The sequence below is a fragment of the Aquimarina sp. genome (assembly GCF_977115655.1).
In genome coordinates this window covers 1-19414 of sequence record NZ_CDSBKO010000026.1, presented here as the reverse complement: position 1 = coordinate 19414, position 19414 = coordinate 1, and the positions used below count along the sequence as shown (strand labels likewise).

The 19414-nt window shown below is 32.2% G+C and carries 18 protein-coding genes; 2 read left to right on the top strand and 16 right to left on the bottom strand.

The window, feature by feature from the left end:
- Positions 1–31: 31 nt before the first annotated feature.
- The 16 genes from ACZIYX_RS12325 to ACZIYX_RS12250 form a co-directional block, all read right to left on the bottom strand.
- Complete coding sequence (locus ACZIYX_RS12325; RefSeq protein ID WP_462682549.1) at positions 32–391, bottom strand: hypothetical protein; 360 nt, start codon at positions 389–391, stop codon at positions 32–34.
- Positions 388–1008 carry a hypothetical protein gene (locus ACZIYX_RS12320; RefSeq protein ID WP_462682548.1) on the bottom strand — a complete coding sequence of 207 codons (621 nt, stop codon included), beginning with the start codon at positions 1006–1008 and terminating at the stop codon, positions 388–390. The genes ACZIYX_RS12325 and ACZIYX_RS12320 overlap by 4 nt, the downstream gene beginning before the upstream one ends.
- 15 nt (positions 1009–1023) lie before the next feature.
- Complete coding sequence (locus ACZIYX_RS12315) at positions 1024–2358, bottom strand: M23 family metallopeptidase (protein WP_462682547.1); 1335 nt, start codon at positions 2356–2358, stop codon at positions 1024–1026.
- Positions 2359–2473: 115 nt separating this feature from the next.
- A complete protein-coding gene (locus ACZIYX_RS12310) occupies positions 2474–3004 on the bottom strand; it encodes a DUF4348 domain-containing protein (protein WP_462682546.1) in 531 nt (176 codons plus the stop codon).
- The gene (locus tag ACZIYX_RS12305) at positions 2997–6188 is read right to left on the bottom strand and encodes a M23 family metallopeptidase (RefSeq protein WP_462682545.1); all 3192 of its coding nucleotides are present in this window, start codon (positions 6186–6188) and stop codon (positions 2997–2999) included. Before ACZIYX_RS12305 ends, ACZIYX_RS12310 begins: the two co-directional genes overlap by 8 nt.
- 185 nt (positions 6189–6373) lie before the next feature.
- A complete protein-coding gene (locus ACZIYX_RS12300) occupies positions 6374–6634 on the bottom strand; it encodes a hypothetical protein (protein WP_462682544.1) in 261 nt (86 codons plus the stop codon).
- Positions 6635–6859: 225 nt separating this feature from the next.
- Positions 6860–7189 carry a hypothetical protein gene (locus ACZIYX_RS12295; protein WP_462682543.1) on the bottom strand — a complete coding sequence of 110 codons (330 nt, stop codon included), beginning with the start codon at positions 7187–7189 and terminating at the stop codon, positions 6860–6862.
- Positions 7190–7198: 9 nt separating this feature from the next.
- Positions 7199–7744 carry a hypothetical protein gene (locus ACZIYX_RS12290; protein ID WP_462682542.1) on the bottom strand — a complete coding sequence of 182 codons (546 nt, stop codon included), beginning with the start codon at positions 7742–7744 and terminating at the stop codon, positions 7199–7201.
- Between the two features lie 26 nt (positions 7745–7770).
- Entirely contained in the window at positions 7771–8268 is a 498-nt protein-coding gene (locus tag ACZIYX_RS12285) for a hypothetical protein (RefSeq protein WP_462682541.1), read from the bottom strand.
- Between the two features lie 5 nt (positions 8269–8273).
- On the bottom strand, positions 8274–10382 hold the full coding sequence (locus tag ACZIYX_RS12280; RefSeq protein WP_462682540.1) for a hypothetical protein: 2109 nt from the start codon (positions 10380–10382) through the stop codon (positions 8274–8276).
- A gap of 4 nt (positions 10383–10386) precedes the next feature.
- Entirely contained in the window at positions 10387–10734 is a 348-nt protein-coding gene (locus tag ACZIYX_RS12275; protein ID WP_462682539.1) for a hypothetical protein, read from the bottom strand.
- Between the two features lie 404 nt (positions 10735–11138).
- Complete coding sequence (locus ACZIYX_RS12270) at positions 11139–11564, bottom strand: hypothetical protein (protein WP_462682538.1); 426 nt, start codon at positions 11562–11564, stop codon at positions 11139–11141.
- Between the two features lie 20 nt (positions 11565–11584).
- Positions 11585–12922, bottom strand: coding sequence for a DUF2586 family protein (locus ACZIYX_RS12265; RefSeq protein WP_462682537.1), 1338 nt, complete (start codon positions 12920–12922; stop codon positions 11585–11587).
- Positions 12923–13039: 117 nt separating this feature from the next.
- Entirely contained in the window at positions 13040–13219 is a 180-nt protein-coding gene (locus tag ACZIYX_RS12260; protein WP_462682536.1) for a hypothetical protein, read from the bottom strand.
- A gap of 62 nt (positions 13220–13281) precedes the next feature.
- Positions 13282–13971 carry a hypothetical protein gene (locus ACZIYX_RS12255; RefSeq protein WP_462682535.1) on the bottom strand — a complete coding sequence of 230 codons (690 nt, stop codon included), beginning with the start codon at positions 13969–13971 and terminating at the stop codon, positions 13282–13284.
- Positions 13972–14693: 722 nt separating this feature from the next.
- Positions 14694–16169 carry a helix-turn-helix domain-containing protein gene (locus ACZIYX_RS12250; protein ID WP_462682593.1) on the bottom strand — a complete coding sequence of 492 codons (1476 nt, stop codon included), beginning with the start codon at positions 16167–16169 and terminating at the stop codon, positions 14694–14696.
- A gap of 219 nt (positions 16170–16388) precedes the next feature.
- Between ACZIYX_RS12250 and aceB the strand changes: the two genes are divergently transcribed.
- Together aceB and aceA are read left to right on the top strand one after the other, a co-directional pair.
- Entirely contained in the window at positions 16389–17987 is a 1599-nt protein-coding gene (gene aceB / locus ACZIYX_RS12245) for a malate synthase A (protein ID WP_462682534.1), read from the top strand.
- A gap of 43 nt (positions 17988–18030) precedes the next feature.
- Positions 18031–19308: an isocitrate lyase gene (aceA, locus tag ACZIYX_RS12240; RefSeq protein WP_462682533.1), complete on the top strand. Its 1278-nt coding sequence runs from the start codon at positions 18031–18033 to the stop codon at positions 19306–19308.
- Positions 19309–19414 lie beyond the last annotated feature (106 nt).

Sequence of the window (19414 nt, the reverse complement as noted above, 5' to 3'; positions counted from 1 at the left end):
TTTCTCTACTGCTAAAATCCAGAATTATCTGTCAATAAGGCGAGGCCGCAAACTGAATTTTCATACCTCCGCCTTTATAAAATCCCGATCCGCTAAATTCTACTTTAGCTATAGCACTTGCTACATTAGGATCTACCCCTAAACTTTTCGCTATTTTTTCATAATCTACGGTTTTTGTCTTTATACCTTCTTTTTTTCTTCCCATAACCTCAACACCATCATCCAACACATCCCCCTCCTGATACGCCAACACCATACGAGAATGAAACTCTTTGGTAAAGTAACTGCCCAATGTATCGGATTCTGCTCCTACATACAAGTATGTATGCGCTTTATGATCCTTTGCCCAGTCTTTTTGTAATTCGAAAGCTATAATGATCATCGGGATCATAACCCATAATCCATATTCTCTACCTTAATACCATCAACAGGTATTTCAATTATTTTTTCTGTTTTACGATCTGCCCGCCAAGCTTTATATATTTTTGTTAAAAACTCTGCATTTTCATCATATTGAGCTATAGCTATTATTTCTTGATCATTTTTTCCATCCTTATAACCAAAACCAGAATATAGTATTTTATCATTATCTTTTAGAATCGTATAGTACTCTTTTTTTGTAAGATCTAAAACATCTAAAATTTTATATACAACATCTGATTCAGAAACAAAAGCTTCGTTAAAAATTACAAAACTTGTTATCCCTTCTTTAATATGAACTATTTTAATAGAATATTCTTTACCTCTAAAAGTACTACCTACCCCATGTCCTCCTGGGCTATAATAATCTTTAAATTCAGATATTTCATATATATTACTATATGTTTTACCTATTAATTTACCCTTTAAGTCTTTTGAATTGATTTGCTTTGATACAACAGTATCTTTAACAGTATTATTTACTTCAATAGTATCATTACTTCTCGATATATGAATTGTTTGCTTCTTTTCAGTTTTACAGCCAACTATTACAAAGTGTAATATAATATAATACGCTATAGTCTTCATAATGTTTAAATCTAATTACCATTTACTGCTTGGTGTTATACCATCTTGCTTTTTACTAGTTTCTTTTCCTGATATATCAAGCTTAATATGTTTCTTTAATAATTCATAAGGAGATATTCGTTTTTCGCTCATATCTTTTACGCCAAAATGCAAATGATTTTTGGCTTTTCCTTGATAAGAGTTTCCCGTAGAACCTGTATAACCGATAATTTGACCTTTTTTAACCATCATTTTGTCCTCTATCATAATTGCGATATCAATATCTATCGTATTGTTATCTATTTGTATTTTTGTCCCGCTATATTGCATTTTATACTTTTCTTTCATTATGGGGTCAATAAGCTCTTCAGTTAACTCGGTATACTTTAGCCAACCATCGTTAAGTACATTTTTACTGCCATAATTATTATAGAACCTAAACCTCTCTTTTTCAATTTGCATAAGATGCAAATATTGAAAATGATATTTTTCCCCCTTATACTCACCAGTTATTTGGGTCATAAAACCTCCTTTAGAACTTAACATTTCATGATGGGTTATCTCTCCATCAACACATGCATAGACTGGAGTTCCGACAGGAGCATAAATATCAATACCCCCATGTCCCCCTGTTGCTCTTTGCGGTTTACCATATTTTATAACTTCATCAATAAAATTATGTTTTGCATTTTTATTAATATTCATAGAAGCATAGGGATTCCACCCTGAAATATTTGAATCTTTATTAATTCTAGAGGATTTATTATACCATCCCCTAACTTGTGGGTTAATAACTGGATCATGAAAATCACTATGATCAGGGTTATATTTATTTTTCATTTTAACTCCCACAACCTCAATAGCATCATCCAACACATCCCCCTCCTGATACGCCAACACCATACGAGAATGAAACTCTTTGGTAAAGTAACTGCCAAAAGTATCGGATTCTGCTCCTACATACAAGTATGTATGCGTTTTATGATCCTTTGCCCAGTCTTTTTGCAATTCGAATTCGACAATTGCTTTTCCATGGGAGTTAATAATCACTTTATTTTTAGTACGTATAGAACTTTTATTATACGAATGATCATCTCTATTTTTTGCTTTATATAATTCTAGCTCTAATGCCATACCCACCATATTAGTAGCCTCGACTACTATTTTAATTTTTGTACCATAAGGTACTGCATGTTGGATTGGAGATAGCAATTGATTACCATACATAAAATAGGCTTCTTTGATTGCTGCTTTTTTGGTTAATTCTAAACTAGAAGAACATACATTTTCCTGATCTTTAAGTACGTAGTCACTACCCTTAATTTTATAAGTTAATGGTGTTGTAGATTTTGATTTGGTAAGCAAATCCATTTTTCATACAAAAATCAAAACATTACTGCTATGGTTCATCTTATATTTTTTTATAACAAATGCTAATTCAGGAGACTTTTCGAAGCCCTTAGTTGCAAACTTTATAGAGCTTGGGTCAATGCGAATAGTCGTGTATAGCGGTTAGATACCATTTATCATTCTTGACGACTTTGTATACTTCAAACATATGAATTCCATTATCAATCCCTAATCTATAGTAAATTATTGAATCAGTTTCAACTTCAAGTTTAACTTTATAAGCGTTACTTTCTTTATTATATGCTAAATCATCTTCTGTATAATCAAAAAAATCAAAATCCTCTTTAGTATGTTTAGACACCTTAAGATTCTCTTCGTCAGGGTAAGAAAAAAACAATAAAACATCATTAGTTCTTTCTTTCTGAAAAACGCTGTCTCTGCGATATCTTTCAAAAAAAACATCAAAATCCTCAATAAGATTTTTTTCTTTTTCTATTATATGGTTCTTATTCAAAATATTACTGTTATCTTTTTTATCTGTATTTTTAATTTCAGAATTACAAGAAAACAGAATTAAAGAAATAAGAATTAAATTACTTATATAAGTATTGAATTTTGTGTAGATTTTTACAACCCAAAATCTACTATTAACATTATTATTAATCATAATGATCTTCTTTTGTAATTAAGTGTTTAAATAAAGATGGATTACCAATCCAATCTTGAGGATCAACGAGATCAACATCTGATCCTCTACCCTTATATTTACCACCATTTAGTGGATCAATAACCTTATCTATCTTACCATTCTTTGCAGTTCTTATCTCGTAGTGTAAATGAGCACTCATTTTATGATGAATTTCTTTTCCATTATATGAAGCTCCTAATTCACCTATTTTTTGACCCTTTAATATTTTTTGCCCATTTTCAATAACTATTTTACTTAGATGTAAATAGCGTGTCACAAACATTTTATCAGAAGATGTTATATGAATATGTCTCCCAGCAGTAGTCGAAGGATTATCTTGTAAAAAACTAATAAAGCCATCATGAGTAGCATAAACAGGTGCGCCGATATCTGTATTACCACCTCCTGAAAAATTAATGTCTAATCCTTGATGATTTCTACTTGCTGTCTTTACTCTTTTAACGTGTCTTTTTTCTACACCACTATCAATTTTCCTAGTCCAATTCTTGAATTTTTCCTCAACTGGCCATGAACCAATATTCTTTAAAGATTTATCCTTTGTTATTATTTCTACACCATCATCCAACACATCCCCCTCCTGATACGCCAACACCATACGAGAATGAAACTCTTTGGTAAAGTAACTGCCAAAAGTATCGGATTCTGCTCCTACATACAAGTATGTATGCGTTTTATGATCCTTTGCCCAGTCTTTTTGCAATTCGAATTCGACAATTGCTTTTCCATGGGAGTTAATAATCACTTTATTTTTAGTACGTATAGAACTTTTATTATACGAATGATCATCTCTATTTTTTGCTTTATATAATTCTAGCTCTAATGCCATACCCACCATATTAGTAGCCTCGACTACTATTTTAATTTTTGTACCATAAGGTACTGCATGTTGGATTGGAGATAGCAATTGATTACCATACATAAAATAGGCTTCTTTGATTGCTGCTTTTTTGGTTAATTCTAAACTAGAAGAACATACATTTTCCTGATCTTTAAGTACGTAGTCACTACCCTTAATTTTATAAGTTAATGGTGTTGTAGATTTTGATTTGTTTAGTACGTCGTTTATGGAGATACATAACATAAAGGTACCATCATCCTGAGTTACTGCAGCTTTTTTAAGTGTATATATTACCTTATTTTCTTGATATACTTCTACATCTATAGATCGTTTACTAAAATCGGTAATCTTTCCACAAATATGGCTAGTTTCTCCTCGTAATCCCGAAAGTACTTTTGGTTCTTTATTCTCATCACACCAATAGGTGTCTCTAACTTTTGGATGTACAATAGCAACTTCTGTAGAAGCATATTTTTTACCAAAAACAGGGTCATCAACACAAGCGATAACCTTATACACCCCTTCATCGATTCCTTTGGTTTGGGAAACTTTAAAAGTAGTACCTACATAGATTTCCCCTATTCGTTTTTCTCCTTTTTTTACCCACCAACGTATCTTATCTTCTTTAATCGTTTTGCCTTTAAGTTTATAGGCAACAGGAATAAAGCTTAAAGAATTTGCTTCCTTATAAAGGATCGTTGTTTTATTGTTTTTTTCTTTGATCGCTGTAATATAATTTCCACCTAGGATAAAAATATGACTAATCGTCTTATTATTTGTGCTTGCTTCGATTTTATAACACCCTGGCTTTTCGAATTTTGTAGTATAGGTTGTTCCTGACCTATTTCCTATATTATCCAATTCTATAAACTCATTATTTCCTGCTGCTTTGGTTGGTTTATAGAAATGTTTCCAAGTAATATCTATTGCAGAAGTTTGTTCTGACATAATATCGGCAATAGCTGTAAATGTATACTCTTTATTAGCATCGTGCTCCAGATGTGCTTTATCCTTAATCCCTTCTACTTGTATTTTTTCTAACTCAGGCTCTTTGATATGAACCGCTATGTAACTCTTTTTACCTTCTTTTGCTTTTTTGTATTGCGTGGTTAGGTTTTTATATTCTGCAGTATGACCATAAGCTTCGATAACAAACTCACCATATTCTGCAAAAACAAATACAAACTCCTGCCCAATATCTACATGAGTACTTAATAAGGTACCATCTTTTTTATAAATTTTCCAATTTGTATTTGGGCTTGCACTATCGGCTGTGAATTTAATTGAGGTATCTTTTAACTGTTTTATCCCCTTTTTATCTTTTGTTACTAAAGAAACTGATTTCCCTTTTTTATCTCTAAGGGTTCCTAAAGCGGCATATATCTGTGCAGTTCCTAATTTTGGGTATACATTTCTATATGCTTTATATACTTTATCTGAGGTTACTGTTTTTAAGGTATCTGACAATGAATCAAACTCGGGCATTACCAAATCCATAAACATAAATAGTTCTTGATGTTGGTTTAGAATATCTGCCAAAGTAATATCTGTATTCTTTAATTTATAAAGGATATACTCCCAATAGCTTTTTTTTGTAGGCTCTAATTTTTCGTTTTCAATATACTTTTCTTCGATCTCCTGGATCATGCGATCACGAAGTATCTTCTCGGTAAGTACTTTGGTTGGTTTTTTATTCGCTATAACTTCCTGATATATTTCTTTGAGCTCGGCATGCTCTGGCAACTTGATCAACGCTTCGAGATCTGCTCCTTTTTCTATTTGATCGATAATATCTTCCCAATAGGGCACTCTGTCTGGAGTATAATCTCCAGAGGTTTTAGCAAGGTATTTTTTCCTAATTTGCGCTACAAGCACTTCTTTTTTATGGTTTGTTGTTGCGGCACTTTTAATATTGGATGTTGTATTTATAGTAGCATCTAAAATCGTATCGGCAGATATTGTTTCTCTTGTTTCTGATACATTAGCATTTGTAGATGCCTTAGACCTTGAAATCCCTCCTGAAAAAGAACTCGAACTCGCTGTTCTTCCTAATCTTGCTACAGAAGAACTGGCACCAAAAGAAACAGGTAATCCACTATTAGCAAATACCGGTGGAGATATAACAGGTTGTTGGGTTACTTGTAAAGTAGATACTGTATTTAATTTATCCCTTTGTTTATTAAGCACTTCTAACATTGCTTGTTGCAAACGTTGTACTATATACTCGGGAGTCTCATCCGCAGCTAATTGTTTGATATTAATATCAAAAGTACCTATGTCTATATGTTTATCGGGTTTGATCACTTTTCTTTTTTAACCTTTTGCTACTATATCATACTTCCTAGTATTGTTCTATGATTTCCTTAATTCTTCTGCAAAGTCAGAAAACGGAGCTGTTTTACTGTATTTCCTACTACTGCCTGCCAATTTTATACGGTACTAGTTACAAACTAGCACAAGCGACCACTCTAGGGGAAGCTGGGAATCTATTAAACATTACTTTTTAGCATTTTTCTAACTCTTTTTAGAATATTTTTAATTCTCTCAAAATCTACATCCTCACCAATTTTCTCTTTTATAAAACTTGAAAAATCATTGAGACTCATCTCTTTTATTCTTTCTTCTGCTTTTGACATAAAATTCAACGCCCATTCTTCTTTCTTTTCATTATCAAGAATTTCTTCATCAAAAAAGTATTTATATATATCTATTTTGGTATTAACATCCCATTCCTCAATCAATTCATCCATTCATATTTCTCTGTTTGGCATTTCGTTGAGTAATCGTATTAAAAATAACTGAACCCAAGTAATCATTTCGGGGTTTTCTTCGAAGGATTGCTCTTTATACTCTACAATAACATATCCCATAATCATTATTTATAATTTACTAGTTTACTAAAATTATGATTCTCTTTTATATAATCCATTATTTCATTGTAAAAAGGAGGTGTTTCTCCATCTTTTTGAATAAAATTAGCCGATAAAAATCTGTTCTATTTTTGTTTTATCAAAGTCTATCTTACTTATTTCTTTTTCTATATAATCAATTCTTTTTAGAATTTTTTGTTCGTATTCATTATTAGGTACTTTATTTATAAGATGTTTTTTTATCTCTGAAAATTCAATAAGCAATTCTTCTAATTCACCATATTCAATCTCAATACCATATTGAAACTCAGGTATTAAAGATAAATTTAATTTACTTGATAATTCTAACCAATAGTTTTCATAAAACGACTTAGTTGAAAACAAAACCTCTATTGTACTTTTCTCTTTCTGCTTAATTAAAATTGAGTATGACATATTATTATTTTAGTTTCCAAATTTTACATCAAATTCCCAATTAGGAAATTCAACTCTTAGTTTGTTTAATTGAGTTTTTACTGCCTGTTCCAATGCTTCATTCCCGCTTTCTTCTATCTTGAAAATTAATTTTTTGAAATTTTTAATCTCGTCTAACGAAGGAGCGGAATTACCTTTTGTAGCTCTTGTTCTTGAAGCTTCTTTTAAATTTTTAATTCTTACAACAGTTTTTTCATACAATTGTTTTTCTGCCCATTTTATTGGTGTTGTATAAGGCTTACCTGTTCTAGGGTTAATTGTATTCAATCCTTTAGCCGACTTATCTTCAACAAATGTTTTTAAATCAATATCTATTGCATCGAACTCCCCAATTGGATTTCCTGTACTATCAACAATCTCAACTTCATTGTGTTTTTTAACTTTATTAGTTTTTCCATCTCCACTTGTAAAATGCTTATCTACCCATTTCTCATCACTGGCGACCATGCCAATACTATAGATATTATCCCGTATGTGTTTGGTTGGCCATTTTACGTTTTCTAGATCAGGATACAATTTTTTCGGATAGCAAAGTAATTCGATCAAATTACATCTGCTCCATCAGGATGTGGATATCCTTTAAACCAAACTGTTCTATCTTCCTCCCATTTATGTTGAAACATTTGAATCATAAAATCAATAACAATAATAAAGCTATTAACCTGTAAAGGAATAGGCCAATCGTTTACAAAATCTTTATGAATTTTCCTTTCTTCTGTTTTTGCTAATTCTTCAAGACCTATTTCTTTGCCTTTAGACAACAACATTTTCTTGGTTTCTTCTAAAATCGAAATCACAACTCCCTCCCTTTCCTTTTTAAAATCAAGATATTCTTTAAATAAAAACCCTTGATTTCCAGAATTATACCCATGTGTAATTACTAAAAAATCATCATAAACTTCCAAATACCATTCTGGTCTATCTTCTAAACCCTTTTTTTCGAATACCAAACAAACATAATAGCTAAGAACTTCTAGAAAGCGCTCTTCTAACCAAAACCCTTTATCTTCTTCATAATCTATATATATATCTCTAAACATTTTTTTTAATTAATAATTTTAAACTTCTCATCATTCACAAATTTACTATATTTAAAATCTGGATTATAAATATAATCCATCAACTGCTTCCTAAAACTCTTATCAATATCGTCAAGATACTTAAGATCTAATATATAGACATCCAGAGGTGGTATTTTCTCCATTTTTTTAAAATGTTTTTCAACATTACCTTTAAATTTATTGAAGTTTTTAATTGGATTTCGTTTCCAAGCTGGAATCGCTTTAGGTTCTAACCCAGCTAAATCAATACTTTTATCTTTAAACTTACCAGTTAACCCAATTATATCTCCGGCTTCTCCTAATTTTGATGGGCGTGTTTTTATTCCAAATTTTTTCTCAACTTCTAGAAAAGCTTTTATTTCATGGGGTCTATATTTTTTAGTCCCCTTGATATCTTGTCCATAATCCTTCCACTCTTTCATTTCTTCTCTTCTCTCACCATCCCCACTCGTAAAATGCTTATCTACCCATTTCTCATCACTGGCGACCATGCCAATACTATAGATATTATCCTGTATGTGTTTGGTTGGCCATTTTACGTTCCCTAATTTAGGGTATATTTTTTCAGAGGTATTAAGTGTTGACAACAATTCTTGTATTGTACTCCCATTAGCATCCAGAATCTCGGCAGTTGCTCTTGCTTGATTTAATAATAACTGCCTATAAATATTTTTCTCATCTTTATCATCATAATCTCCTTTACCAAATTTGTTTTTATACTTTGTTGGAATCTTATTTTTTAAATCATCCAACAGTTTTTTATTCATCTTGTTTAACGGTCCTAAAATATCATCTCCTGCTTTGGCCACTTTTTTGGCTACACTAGCAAATTTACCTAATTTTCCTGCCCATTTTGCTGCATTGACTGCGCCACCAGTAAATATTGCCAATACTACCTCTAGTATTACTGCTCCTATAATTTTACCGATCACTCTTCCTTTTTCAAAAGCAGATAAATTCCCAAAATTTTTGATTTGGGTAATTAGTCCTCCTGTAATGGCATCTCCCATTTCTTTGATTTGCTCCCATGATAAATTCATCATCATGGCATACATTTTTTCCAGGTCTTTAATAAAAGTGCCGGATAGTAGTTTTTTAACCACATCTATAATCGAGGTTACCAAATCTACCAGACCCACCAGAGCATCCCAAATACCCATCACAAAGCCCTCGACAATCCCAACAATAACCCCTGCTATACCAGCAGCTACATCTACTACAATTTCTCCTACGTTAATCATCTCATTGATTAGGTCGGGACGTTTGGATAGTTTACCTATGGTATCCAGATAATCTATATATGCTTCGGTAGGTATTCGTAATACCGTATGTAAAGGGATCTGCACACTGGTATACATATCTCTGGCTTTTTTAAACCAAGGGTCGTGAGCGTCTACAACACCACTCTGTATTTTTTCTAAAACCCCTTTTTCTTCTTGCTTAAAATATAACCCATGTTGATGACCACTTGTCTGATTTAAAAATATCAAAGCTTCTGCAATCGTTCTTTTATCTTTTCCTCTTTTAAAATTATAGTTCGAATAATACTGATTGATAATACTTTCTACTCCTTCCCCTTGTTTAGCCACATAGTAGTACGCTTTGGTAAAATTGTCCAAAATCGCATTTTTGGCAAGAATCAGGATATGATGTCGTTGGATATGTCCTTGTTTACTATCGCTTGTTTTTACAAGTGCCCAACCTTCTGCATGTTGGGATGGACCTATATACAGGATTTCTTCTCCTGGTTTGTATATTTTTGTAGAAATATTAGCAGTTCCTATGCTTCTACCTTCTCTGGCTGCAATAACCCCTGGATCATTAGGGTGTGCTGTTTTATGTAAACGTATTCCTTCTGGTGCAATAATAAAGGCTCTTACATTGCTTATTGCCTTTGCTGTTACCGTTACTTCATCAAGTTGTAGTGCCCACTCCCCATTATAGTATATATATTTTTGCCCATTGATCTCTCTGGTTTCAAACTCCTTGGGATATAAGGGATCCATAACATACTCCAGTTTTCTTTTGAAGTCTTCTATCGCTTCTTCAAGAGTATTTCCGTTAGCCTGGAGCTTGTTAATATATATGGACATAGGTTTACAATACTTCTATTTTTACTGGTTTGGGTTGGATAAAATCAGAAAATGAAGTGGTAATATTTAAGCGCAGATCGTCTTCTTCTTCGATGGCTGGATCACCACCCAGATAACAATTCTTAAATAATACTTCTAATGCTTTAAACTCATCCATTTTTGAGGCTTGTAATACTGCAGATCGAATGGCAATGGTTGGTTTTTTAAAATATGCAAACAACACGGTACCATCATCATCTTCTATAGAAAGCTTTACTACTCTTTTATGTTTATGTTTCCAGTGTTTTAATTGTGTTTCGGTAATATTACCATCTAGTAAAGTTACTTTTGATGCTGTTTCTGTATTTTCCATATAAATTATAATAGTGCCTGATTAAAAAATAACAAACCAAATTATCTACCTTATTTAGCTAGCCTTTTTTATTGTTCGTCTGATTTTGTAAATAAAATCTTTGAAGAATCAATAACCTCGGAGTAAACTCACGAGGTATGCTTCCGAAAATATATTTTGTTTTCGAGGCAAACCTCAGAGAATTAACCTCCACAATGTGGATTAAAATATTAAGAACACTTCTACATATTTGGCATGATAACAAATACTGAGTTTTATATTTTATAAAAAGACATTAATAATTTGGGTTGTATAACAAAACTGTCATCCTAGCAGAATCGAAAATATAAGCAAAGTGAGTATTCTTTTATTTTCGATTCTACAGCTAATGACAGCAAAAAACACGTTTTTTTAACTAGTTTTTATTAATTCCACTCGATATGTGAGACAATAAGATCTAAAGACACTTCTATTTTGGTATCTCCCTGACTCATGTTTCTATTGTTGGATTTAAATTCACAATTGCGAATCACATGGGTAATGACTTGATTGCTATCATCTAAAAAACTCACTTTTACATCAAAAGGAGGGGCATCCTGCAATCGTCTTCCTCTTGGGAGTGCTCCTTGTATAGCTTCTACTTCATAATTATAAAGGGTCATAGATGCATTTGCTTCATATTTACCTCTACCTCTGTGTACTGGCATATTGCCTGCTCCATAATGATTTTCCTTTGCTTCGGAGTCGTCATAATTAATAGAGGTGATCCCCGTAATTATTCTGTCTAAAAGATTTACTTCTATGGATGACCAACTGTGACGTTGGCCATTTATTAATGGTAACTGTGACATGTTCTGCTTTTTTTATTTTATTATGCTTTTAAACCAAAAGGATTTTTAAATCCTAAGTTCACTTCTATTCTACGTGCTGTACCCATTGGTACTATCGCTATTTTTACTTGCAAAATAGAATCTGCCAGTATATTTTGATTGGGATTTACATACACATCTATTTCAGAAACTTCTTCATTGCTAATCATTCTTTCTAACGCTGCCCGACACAAAGTTTCATATCCTTTTACGGTAGAAGGTGGTAGTGTACCTGTATCTGGATCTACCAGTACTGGTGCATTTACTTTTGGCAGTAATGCTGTTCTTGCTATTCGAGCGGCTTTATGTATAGTTCTATTTGCTTCTATAAAAGTAAAATCTGATGTAGACTCGGTACAGGTATGGCTATCGTTAAAATAAATTCCTGCTATTCCTGTGTGTTTACGTACAAATATATACTTATTAGCGTCTATTGTTTTTTGAGTTCCTTCTGTTTTAAGCTCTGTACCTCCAACAAATCCAATAGATCTAAACCCTTCACCTGTAAGGTTGAATTTTTCTATCCAAGCTATATTTTCTGATACTTTTGCTTTGGATACTGCTCCTAATAAAACTCCTACAGCAGCTGTTTTGGAGTAGGATACCGTATCTGCTTCTACAGTAGCTATTACAATAGACGGATCTGTACTGTTAGTTACTTTACCATCTGCATCTACGCTATCTCCTTCTTTTAACTCATACAATTCTGCTGTTGTAGTGTCAAAATACCTAATCTGGCCAGCCTTCTCTTTATCCATTGCTACCATAACAGATACATTTTGCGCATTAGATTCTTTTAGATCATAAGGGGCATTATCTGATGCATCAAATCCTTTTCCTTCTAAAATAATCTCTACAGGTCTGTGATTTTCAAATGCACTTTCTGTTATTGTTTTTGCTTTTTCTATTGCAGATTTTGTAGTTGCAAACGCTCCTGTACTAAAAACAATACCTAATTGTCTGATTTCTCCATCAGCTTTTAGCAACATCTCTTCTGCTTTTTCAACCAGTTTTGGATAGGTGCTTTCTGATGCTTTCATAATGAATAAATCTCCAGATGGATTCATTCTAAAAAATTGAGATATTTGATAATATGCAGAAACCCCTGCTCTATCGTAAGACGAGGTAATGCCTAAACCTATAGCATCTTCTAAAGATGCTAAACGATACAATTGACCATCACTCAAAAGAGTTTCACTGGTATTATTACCATCTTTATCTTTTACCATAGTATCAGGACCATCAAATAAGAGTCCCGAGATCATATCCTGATCCGGAGTTCGACGCCCCAAGCCTCCGGATAATTTGTTTATGACTACATCATTAAATAAAACACCCATTATTTATTAGTTTATAAAGTTTATATTTTAACACTTAAAAAAAATATTTCTTAAATGTAAAATCACTTCTGTAAAAAAACTAAAAACGAGACTTGATAAAACAGTAGTTTCAGTAGTTTATGCTACATCACAAAAAATAGGATCTTGATTAATAATATTATAAATGGTTCTTTCTGATAAAAATAATTGATCTGAAAGCTCTGCCACAATAAGTTTCATTTGTTTATGTTGGTTGTCTGCCACATAATTTTGAACATATTTTCTTCTTTTTTCTAATAACTCATAACTTCTTTTCATCTTAAGAATATATTTTAAGTTTAGGTTTTAATTTTTTATTAATTATGATAATCTTCTAGAGCCTATTTTTTAGTTAAGCTGGTTAAAATCTGTTCTTCTACATTTTTAAACACCAATAGTTTTTTCCCATTTTGCTCTACCAAATAATAATCATCCAAATCAAATCCTATTCTTTTAAGATCTATACGTAATTGTTCTTCATTGTTTGTTATATCTTGCTCAACAAAGAAATTATTAGAAATCATTGTGTATCTCTTCTTATATTCTTTTTCTATTAAAGTTGTTTTATAATTTATTTCCCATATATAAAAATTATTCTTATTCCAATAATCCTCTTCTACAATAGATTGCCCTTCTCTAATTTTAAATGCAGAATTAGTAATTAGTTTAACATCTGTAATTCCTGCCAATACATCTCCATTATTTTGAAGAATCTCCCTTTTTGTGGGATGTAAAAGAATTGCTTCGTCTACTTTTCTAGCTAATTCAAAGCTTTTTATATAATCGTCATTAAGTAATGATTCTAACACAATAAAAACACTAAAGTTAACATCTGCTTTATATTCTTTTTCTGAAGAAGTATTCCAAAAAACATCATTATATCTAAACATGATCAATGGAAATTTTATACTATTTCCTTCTTTAAAAACATTGTCATTAAACAATCTAACCGTGTTATTTATCAAAGGATCATCTTTAATAATACTTTCAATTTTTTCTTTAATTTGCGTGTAATACTGTTGTAAAACCATAGAATAGGTTATTTAAATTGGTTAAAATAATAAACATATAAATACTGTCTCTTCAGCAATTCAATACTAAAAAGAAAAGTCAGTTCGATTTTTTAATCTAATTTTAACAGGGTAGGAAATGTAATCTTGTTAAAGATCCAACATATTACATAAAAATCCAAACATTTTACATATTCTTAATATATTAGTATGCATTTCTGTTACTCATACCTTTTTAACTTTGAAATAGCACTAATAGATTATTTCTTTTTCATGTATTCTTTGTCAAAAAAAATAATTGTAACTACTACCAAATCAAGTCTGGCACAAGCTTTTTGCCTTGATAAATTCAATTTCTATACGCACGATTTCAAAGTTAATTATCAAACACTCGTATATGAGCAATAATTCATTTGCAAAAAAACAAGCGTAAGTAGTAGTACAATAGATAGTATTACTATTGGCAGATTACAGCCCAAAGGGACGAGAAAAAAACAAAACCCGGGTACGATTTATTACAAAAAATCATTTTGATCTGCTATATAAATCCTAATTTTTTATTTGGTCTAAGCCAACAAATGATCTTTAGAAAAGAGACTAAAAATATAGAAATAAACGAGTTAAACAAGGAATTAAAAAAAATGAAAAATAGAATAAAACAATTAGGGCGACAATTAAAATATACCTAAATAAACCCAATGCTATATATTCAGTTTTGATGCTCTATGACCTAACATAATTCATTAAGAATACCTCTTCATGATATCTTCTACCAGCGCTGCCGTTTTCTTATACTTATCTTTAGCCAATAATCTCTTTGGAGGTGCCATTCTCACTTCACAATCCATAAGAGAACAAGACTCGCAGGTAACTCCTACTTTTTCTTTTAAGATTTTTGGATCATTTGCAAAATGTATCTTTTTTTCCAGAGCAGGAGAGTTTAAAAACCCGATCCCAATACTGCGATAATAATTTTTTTTAAAAGGATCTTTTGTTGCCGATGTAAATACCAAATACTGTTGATTTGTATCTGTATAATCAGAAATCTGAATATTAAAAGCATAATCCAAATCCTTATTAGCAACATGTTGTAAAATTTTTATAGCCATCCATCGCCGGCAATAATGCTCATTAACCTCATTGGCATGAGGTTGCTGTTGGTGGGTAATATGCAATTCTTTAACCAAATTAAATTTTTCTGCACCTAATTTATGTGTAAACCGAAGGAAGAAAACATTCTGCATTCCAAAATCTTTAGGCAATATATTAGTTAATCGTTGGTAAAAAGACTCTGGCGAGGCATTATATAATTTCATTATTTTATGAAAAGTATCCTTAGAAAACTGTTTCATAGAAAACAATTCTTTGAGATTTTCTTTTAAATGCATTCTAGGAATAATTAATGCTCCTGCAAAATAAGAAGCATAAAAATTATGTAGTACTTCTTCAAAATTATCATACTTTATCCAAGAAAAGGTATAAGGTCTTTCGATTATTTCTAAGTATTGATATCCCAATTCTTTAGCATAAATAAAGGTTTTTTGTGCCTCATCTACCCTGTCAGAAAGCAAAAGTGTCTTAGTCGAAGGTACAAATACAGATCTTAAATTATCCAGTTCTTCTTGTTTTGGAATCCCAGAAATAGTAATCGTATACCCATATTCTTCTTTTAGAATTTCTTCTAACTCAACAGAAGTAACCTTACCTGTTAAATCGAGTGAATATGTATTAGCACATCGCAAAGCTTTATCTTCTAAATCTTTAAAAAAATTATTATGAGCCTCTTGATACGATCGTAAAGAAGCTAAATAAAAACCTTCACGACTCATGTTATAATGCTGAGCAATTTCTATAATAGTACTTATAAATGCATTCACCTTAGACGGTGCATTTGCAATAATATCTATCAAATCACTTTGCTGTATACCAAATAATTCCAGAGGTATTTCATCCAATATTCCTGATTGTAAAATCTCGCCTATCGGAGTCAGGTTTTTATCCAGTTTTAAAGAAACTAAGTGATCATAAGGCACTTCTAAAGCTTCTGCCAGCTTGATGATCTTATCTGTCTTAGGATATTTTTTTCCTTTTTCTATCTCATTTAAGTACGATTTTGAAAGTCCGCACAATTTAGATAACCCAAAAAGCGACAAATCCTTTTCGGTTCGTATCTGTTTGATTTTTAATCCAAAAATCAATCTAATATATTCTTCTGCTATTGCCATAAATCCAAAAGTAACACTTTTTGCGTAATTGTCTAAAAAATAAAAAAACAACATTTAGCGAACGTTCGCTTGTTTTATAAAAAACTTTTTTTTAATATTGTTCACTCAAACGATATTAGTTATGGAAGCCCATAATGAGTATTTAAGAAAAAGTCATTATTGACAGGCACATCATATCATTAGATTGACCCGTCATTTAAAATTTTAAAGCAGATGGAAATTCAAACAAACCTTAGTCAGAAAATTAGCTTTTCAAAAGAAATTAAAAACTATCATCCGGAAATTTTGACGGATGATGCCCTGATTTTCTTAAACGCTTTGCAAGATCGTTTTAACAAAAGGCGACTAACTCTTTTAAAAAACCGAGAAAACCAACAACAGCTGTTTGACATGGGAGTACGTCCTTCTTTTCCAGAAAACACCAAAGAGATTCGTAATAGTGAGTGGGCTGCCTCATCTATTCCTTCAGATTTACAAGATCGCAGAGTCGAAATTACTGGTCCGGTAGAAAGAAAAATGATTATTAATGCTTTAAATTCTGGAGCTAAAACTTTTATGGCTGACTTTGAAGATAGTAATGCCCCCCTTTGGGAAAACTGCCTGCAAGGTCAAAAAAACCTAAAGGATGCGGTTAATAAAACTATTTCGTTCTACAATCCTAAAAGAGACAAAACCTATCACCTAAATGAAAAAACAGCCACATTAATTGTACGTCCCAGAGGATTACATCTTAATGAAAAGCATCTTTTAATAAAAAATGAAGAAATAAGCGCCTCTCTTTTTGATTTTGCACTGTATCTTTTTCATAATAATAAACAACTCAAAGAAAATGGTTCTGGCCCTTATTATTATATACCAAAACTAGAACATTATACAGAGGCTATATGGTGGAATGATCTAATTGATTTTTCTGAAGAGTATTTAGGAATAGAGCATGGTACAGTAAAAGTTACCGTTCTTGTAGAAACCATTACCGCAAGCTTTCAGCTAGACGAAATAATATATGCTTTAAAAGATCACATCGTAGGATTAAACTGCGGAAGATGGGATTACATTTTTAGTTACATCAAAAAACTAAAAAACCACAAAGGGTTCATAGTCCCTGATCGAAGTCAAGTTACTATGAGTAGCCCTTTTATGAATGCATACAGCACTTTAGTCATACAAAGATGTCATAAAAGAAATATCCTTGCTATTGGAGGTATGGCTGCCCAAATCCCTATTAAAAATGATGAAACCAAAAATGCTACAGCATTTGCAAAGGTTAAAATTGATAAAGAAAGAGAGGTTAAAAATGGACACGACGGTACTTGGGTAGCACATCCTGACTTGGTAAAATTAGCAATGGAGGTCTTTGACAAATATATGCCAACTACTAATCAGATTGATGTAAAACGAAACGATATAAAAATTACAGAAGCAGATCTTTTAGCTGTCCCCAAAGGTACTATTACCGAAAAGGGAATTCGACAAAACATTAACGTGGGTATTCACTATATCGCAGCATGGTTGGGCGGTAATGGCGCAGTAGCATTGTATCACCTAATGGAAGATGCTGCAACTGCAGAAATTAGCAGAACTCAAATATGGCATTGGTTAAAAAACGAAATTGTATTAGAGGACGGAAGAGTTTTTGACAATTATTTATTTGAAACCATTTTTGAAGAAGAACTACAGGTAATTAAAAAACAAACAGGAGATTCTTTATTTACAACCAAAAATTATCAAAATGCAGTTGATATTTTTTACAAACTAGTTACCAATACAGAATTTGAAGAATTTCTTACCAACAGAGCATATATGTATATCTAAAAAAATATAAATCAAATTAAGAAAAACAGTAAATCCATAAGCCATGAGTACAGAACAAAGAATAGAGGAGTTAATTATTGATTGGACTACAAATCCAAGATGGAAGAATATTGAACGCCCTTATACTGCCCAAGAAGTAGTAAAACTACAAGGATCGTATAAAATTGAGCATAGCATTGCCAAATTAGGGTCAGAAAAACTATGGATGAAGTTAAAAACTCAAGATTTTGTAGCAGGACTAGGAGCCTTAACCGGAAACCAAGCCGTACAAGAAGTTGAAGCCGGACTAGAAGCTATTTATCTAAGTGGATGGCAAGTTGCTGCCGATGCAAATCTTGCAGGGCAAATGTATCCGGACCAATCTTTATATCCAGTAAACAGTGTTCCCCAAGTAGTAAAAAGAATAAATAATGCTTTGTTACGTGCAGATCAAATACAGATAGTAAACGGAGAAAAAAACACAAAAGATTATCTTGTACCAATTGTAGCAGATGCTGAAGCTGGCTTTGGTGGAAACCTAAATGCTTTTGAACTAATGAAATCCATGATTGAATCTGGTGCAAGTGGTGTTCATTTTGAAGACCAATTGAGTTCTGCCAAAAAATGCGGGCATTTGGGAGGAAAAGTATTAGTGCCAACACAAGAAGCTATCAACAAATTAGTTGCTGCACGTCTTGCTGCAGATGTTATGGGTGTACCTGCTGTTATTATAGCCCGTACCGATGCAGATGCTGCTAACTTATTAACAAGTGATATCGATGAGCGGGATAGAAAATTTGTAACAGGAGAACGTAGCGATGAAGGCTTCTATTATGTTAAAAATGGAATCGAGCAAGGTATTGATCGTGGATTATCTTATGCACCTTACGCAGATCTCATCTGGATGGAAACCAGTACTCCTGATTTAGAGCAAGCCCGTAAATTTGCTGAGGCTATACATGCTAAATACCCAGATCAAATGCTGGCATATAACTGCTCTCCTTCTTTTAACTGGGCTGCAAAACTTACCGTTAAAGAAATGGAAACATTTAGAGAAGAACTAGCAACGATGGGATACAAGTTCCAATTTATAACATTAGCAGGGTTTCATGCATTAAACACTAGTATGTTTGAATTATCAAAAGCATATAAAGAACGAGGAATGGCTGGATATTCTGAACTGCAAGAAAGAGAATTTACTTTACAAAAAGATGGTTTCAAAGCTGTAAAACATCAAGGATTTGTTGGTACCACATATTTTGATGCTGTACAAAACACAGTAACCGCAGGAAAATCTTCTACTGTAGCAATGCAAGGAAGTACTGAAGTGGAACAATTCTAGTAGACACAAGTGTAATTTTTTTCCGATTTTTACAATTGTTCTCTAAAACGGCGACACTGTTTCATTAAGTGTGTAACTTAAAATATCGAGGGTTTGACTTTTTTAA

What these genes read in the sequence shown, in the direction of transcription:
- ACZIYX_RS12325 (WP_462682549.1), bottom strand. Translation starts at nt 391, where the DNA reads ATGATCCCGATGATCATTATAGCTTTCGAATTACAAAAAGACTGGGCA.
- ACZIYX_RS12320 (WP_462682548.1), bottom strand. Translation starts at nt 1,008, where the DNA reads ATGAAGACTATAGCGTATTATATTATATTACACTTTGTAATAGTTGGC.
- ACZIYX_RS12315 (WP_462682547.1), bottom strand. Translation starts at nt 2,358, where the DNA reads ATGGATTTGCTTACCAAATCAAAATCTACAACACCATTAACTTATAAA.
- ACZIYX_RS12310 (WP_462682546.1), bottom strand. Translation starts at nt 3,004, where the DNA reads ATGATTAATAATAATGTTAATAGTAGATTTTGGGTTGTAAAAATCTAC.
- ACZIYX_RS12300 (WP_462682544.1), bottom strand. Translation starts at nt 6,634, where the DNA reads ATGGATGAATTGATTGAGGAATGGGATGTTAATACCAAAATAGATATA.
- ACZIYX_RS12295 (WP_462682543.1), bottom strand. Translation starts at nt 7,189, where the DNA reads ATGTCATACTCAATTTTAATTAAGCAGAAAGAGAAAAGTACAATAGAG.
- ACZIYX_RS12285 (WP_462682541.1), bottom strand. Translation starts at nt 8,268, where the DNA reads ATGTTTAGAGATATATATATAGATTATGAAGAAGATAAAGGGTTTTGG.
- ACZIYX_RS12280 (WP_462682540.1), bottom strand. Translation starts at nt 10,382, where the DNA reads ATGTCCATATATATTAACAAGCTCCAGGCTAACGGAAATACTCTTGAA.
- ACZIYX_RS12275 (WP_462682539.1), bottom strand. Translation starts at nt 10,734, where the DNA reads ATGGAAAATACAGAAACAGCATCAAAAGTAACTTTACTAGATGGTAAT.
- ACZIYX_RS12270 (WP_462682538.1), bottom strand. Translation starts at nt 11,564, where the DNA reads ATGTCACAGTTACCATTAATAAATGGCCAACGTCACAGTTGGTCATCC.
- ACZIYX_RS12265 (WP_462682537.1), bottom strand. Translation starts at nt 12,922, where the DNA reads ATGGGTGTTTTATTTAATGATGTAGTCATAAACAAATTATCCGGAGGC.
- ACZIYX_RS12260 (WP_462682536.1), bottom strand. Translation starts at nt 13,219, where the DNA reads ATGAAAAGAAGTTATGAGTTATTAGAAAAAAGAAGAAAATATGTTCAA.
- ACZIYX_RS12255 (WP_462682535.1), bottom strand. Translation starts at nt 13,971, where the DNA reads ATGGTTTTACAACAGTATTACACGCAAATTAAAGAAAAAATTGAAAGT.
- aceB (WP_462682534.1), top strand. Translation starts at nt 16,389, where the DNA reads ATGGAAATTCAAACAAACCTTAGTCAGAAAATTAGCTTTTCAAAAGAA.
- aceA (WP_462682533.1), top strand. Translation starts at nt 18,031, where the DNA reads ATGAGTACAGAACAAAGAATAGAGGAGTTAATTATTGATTGGACTACA.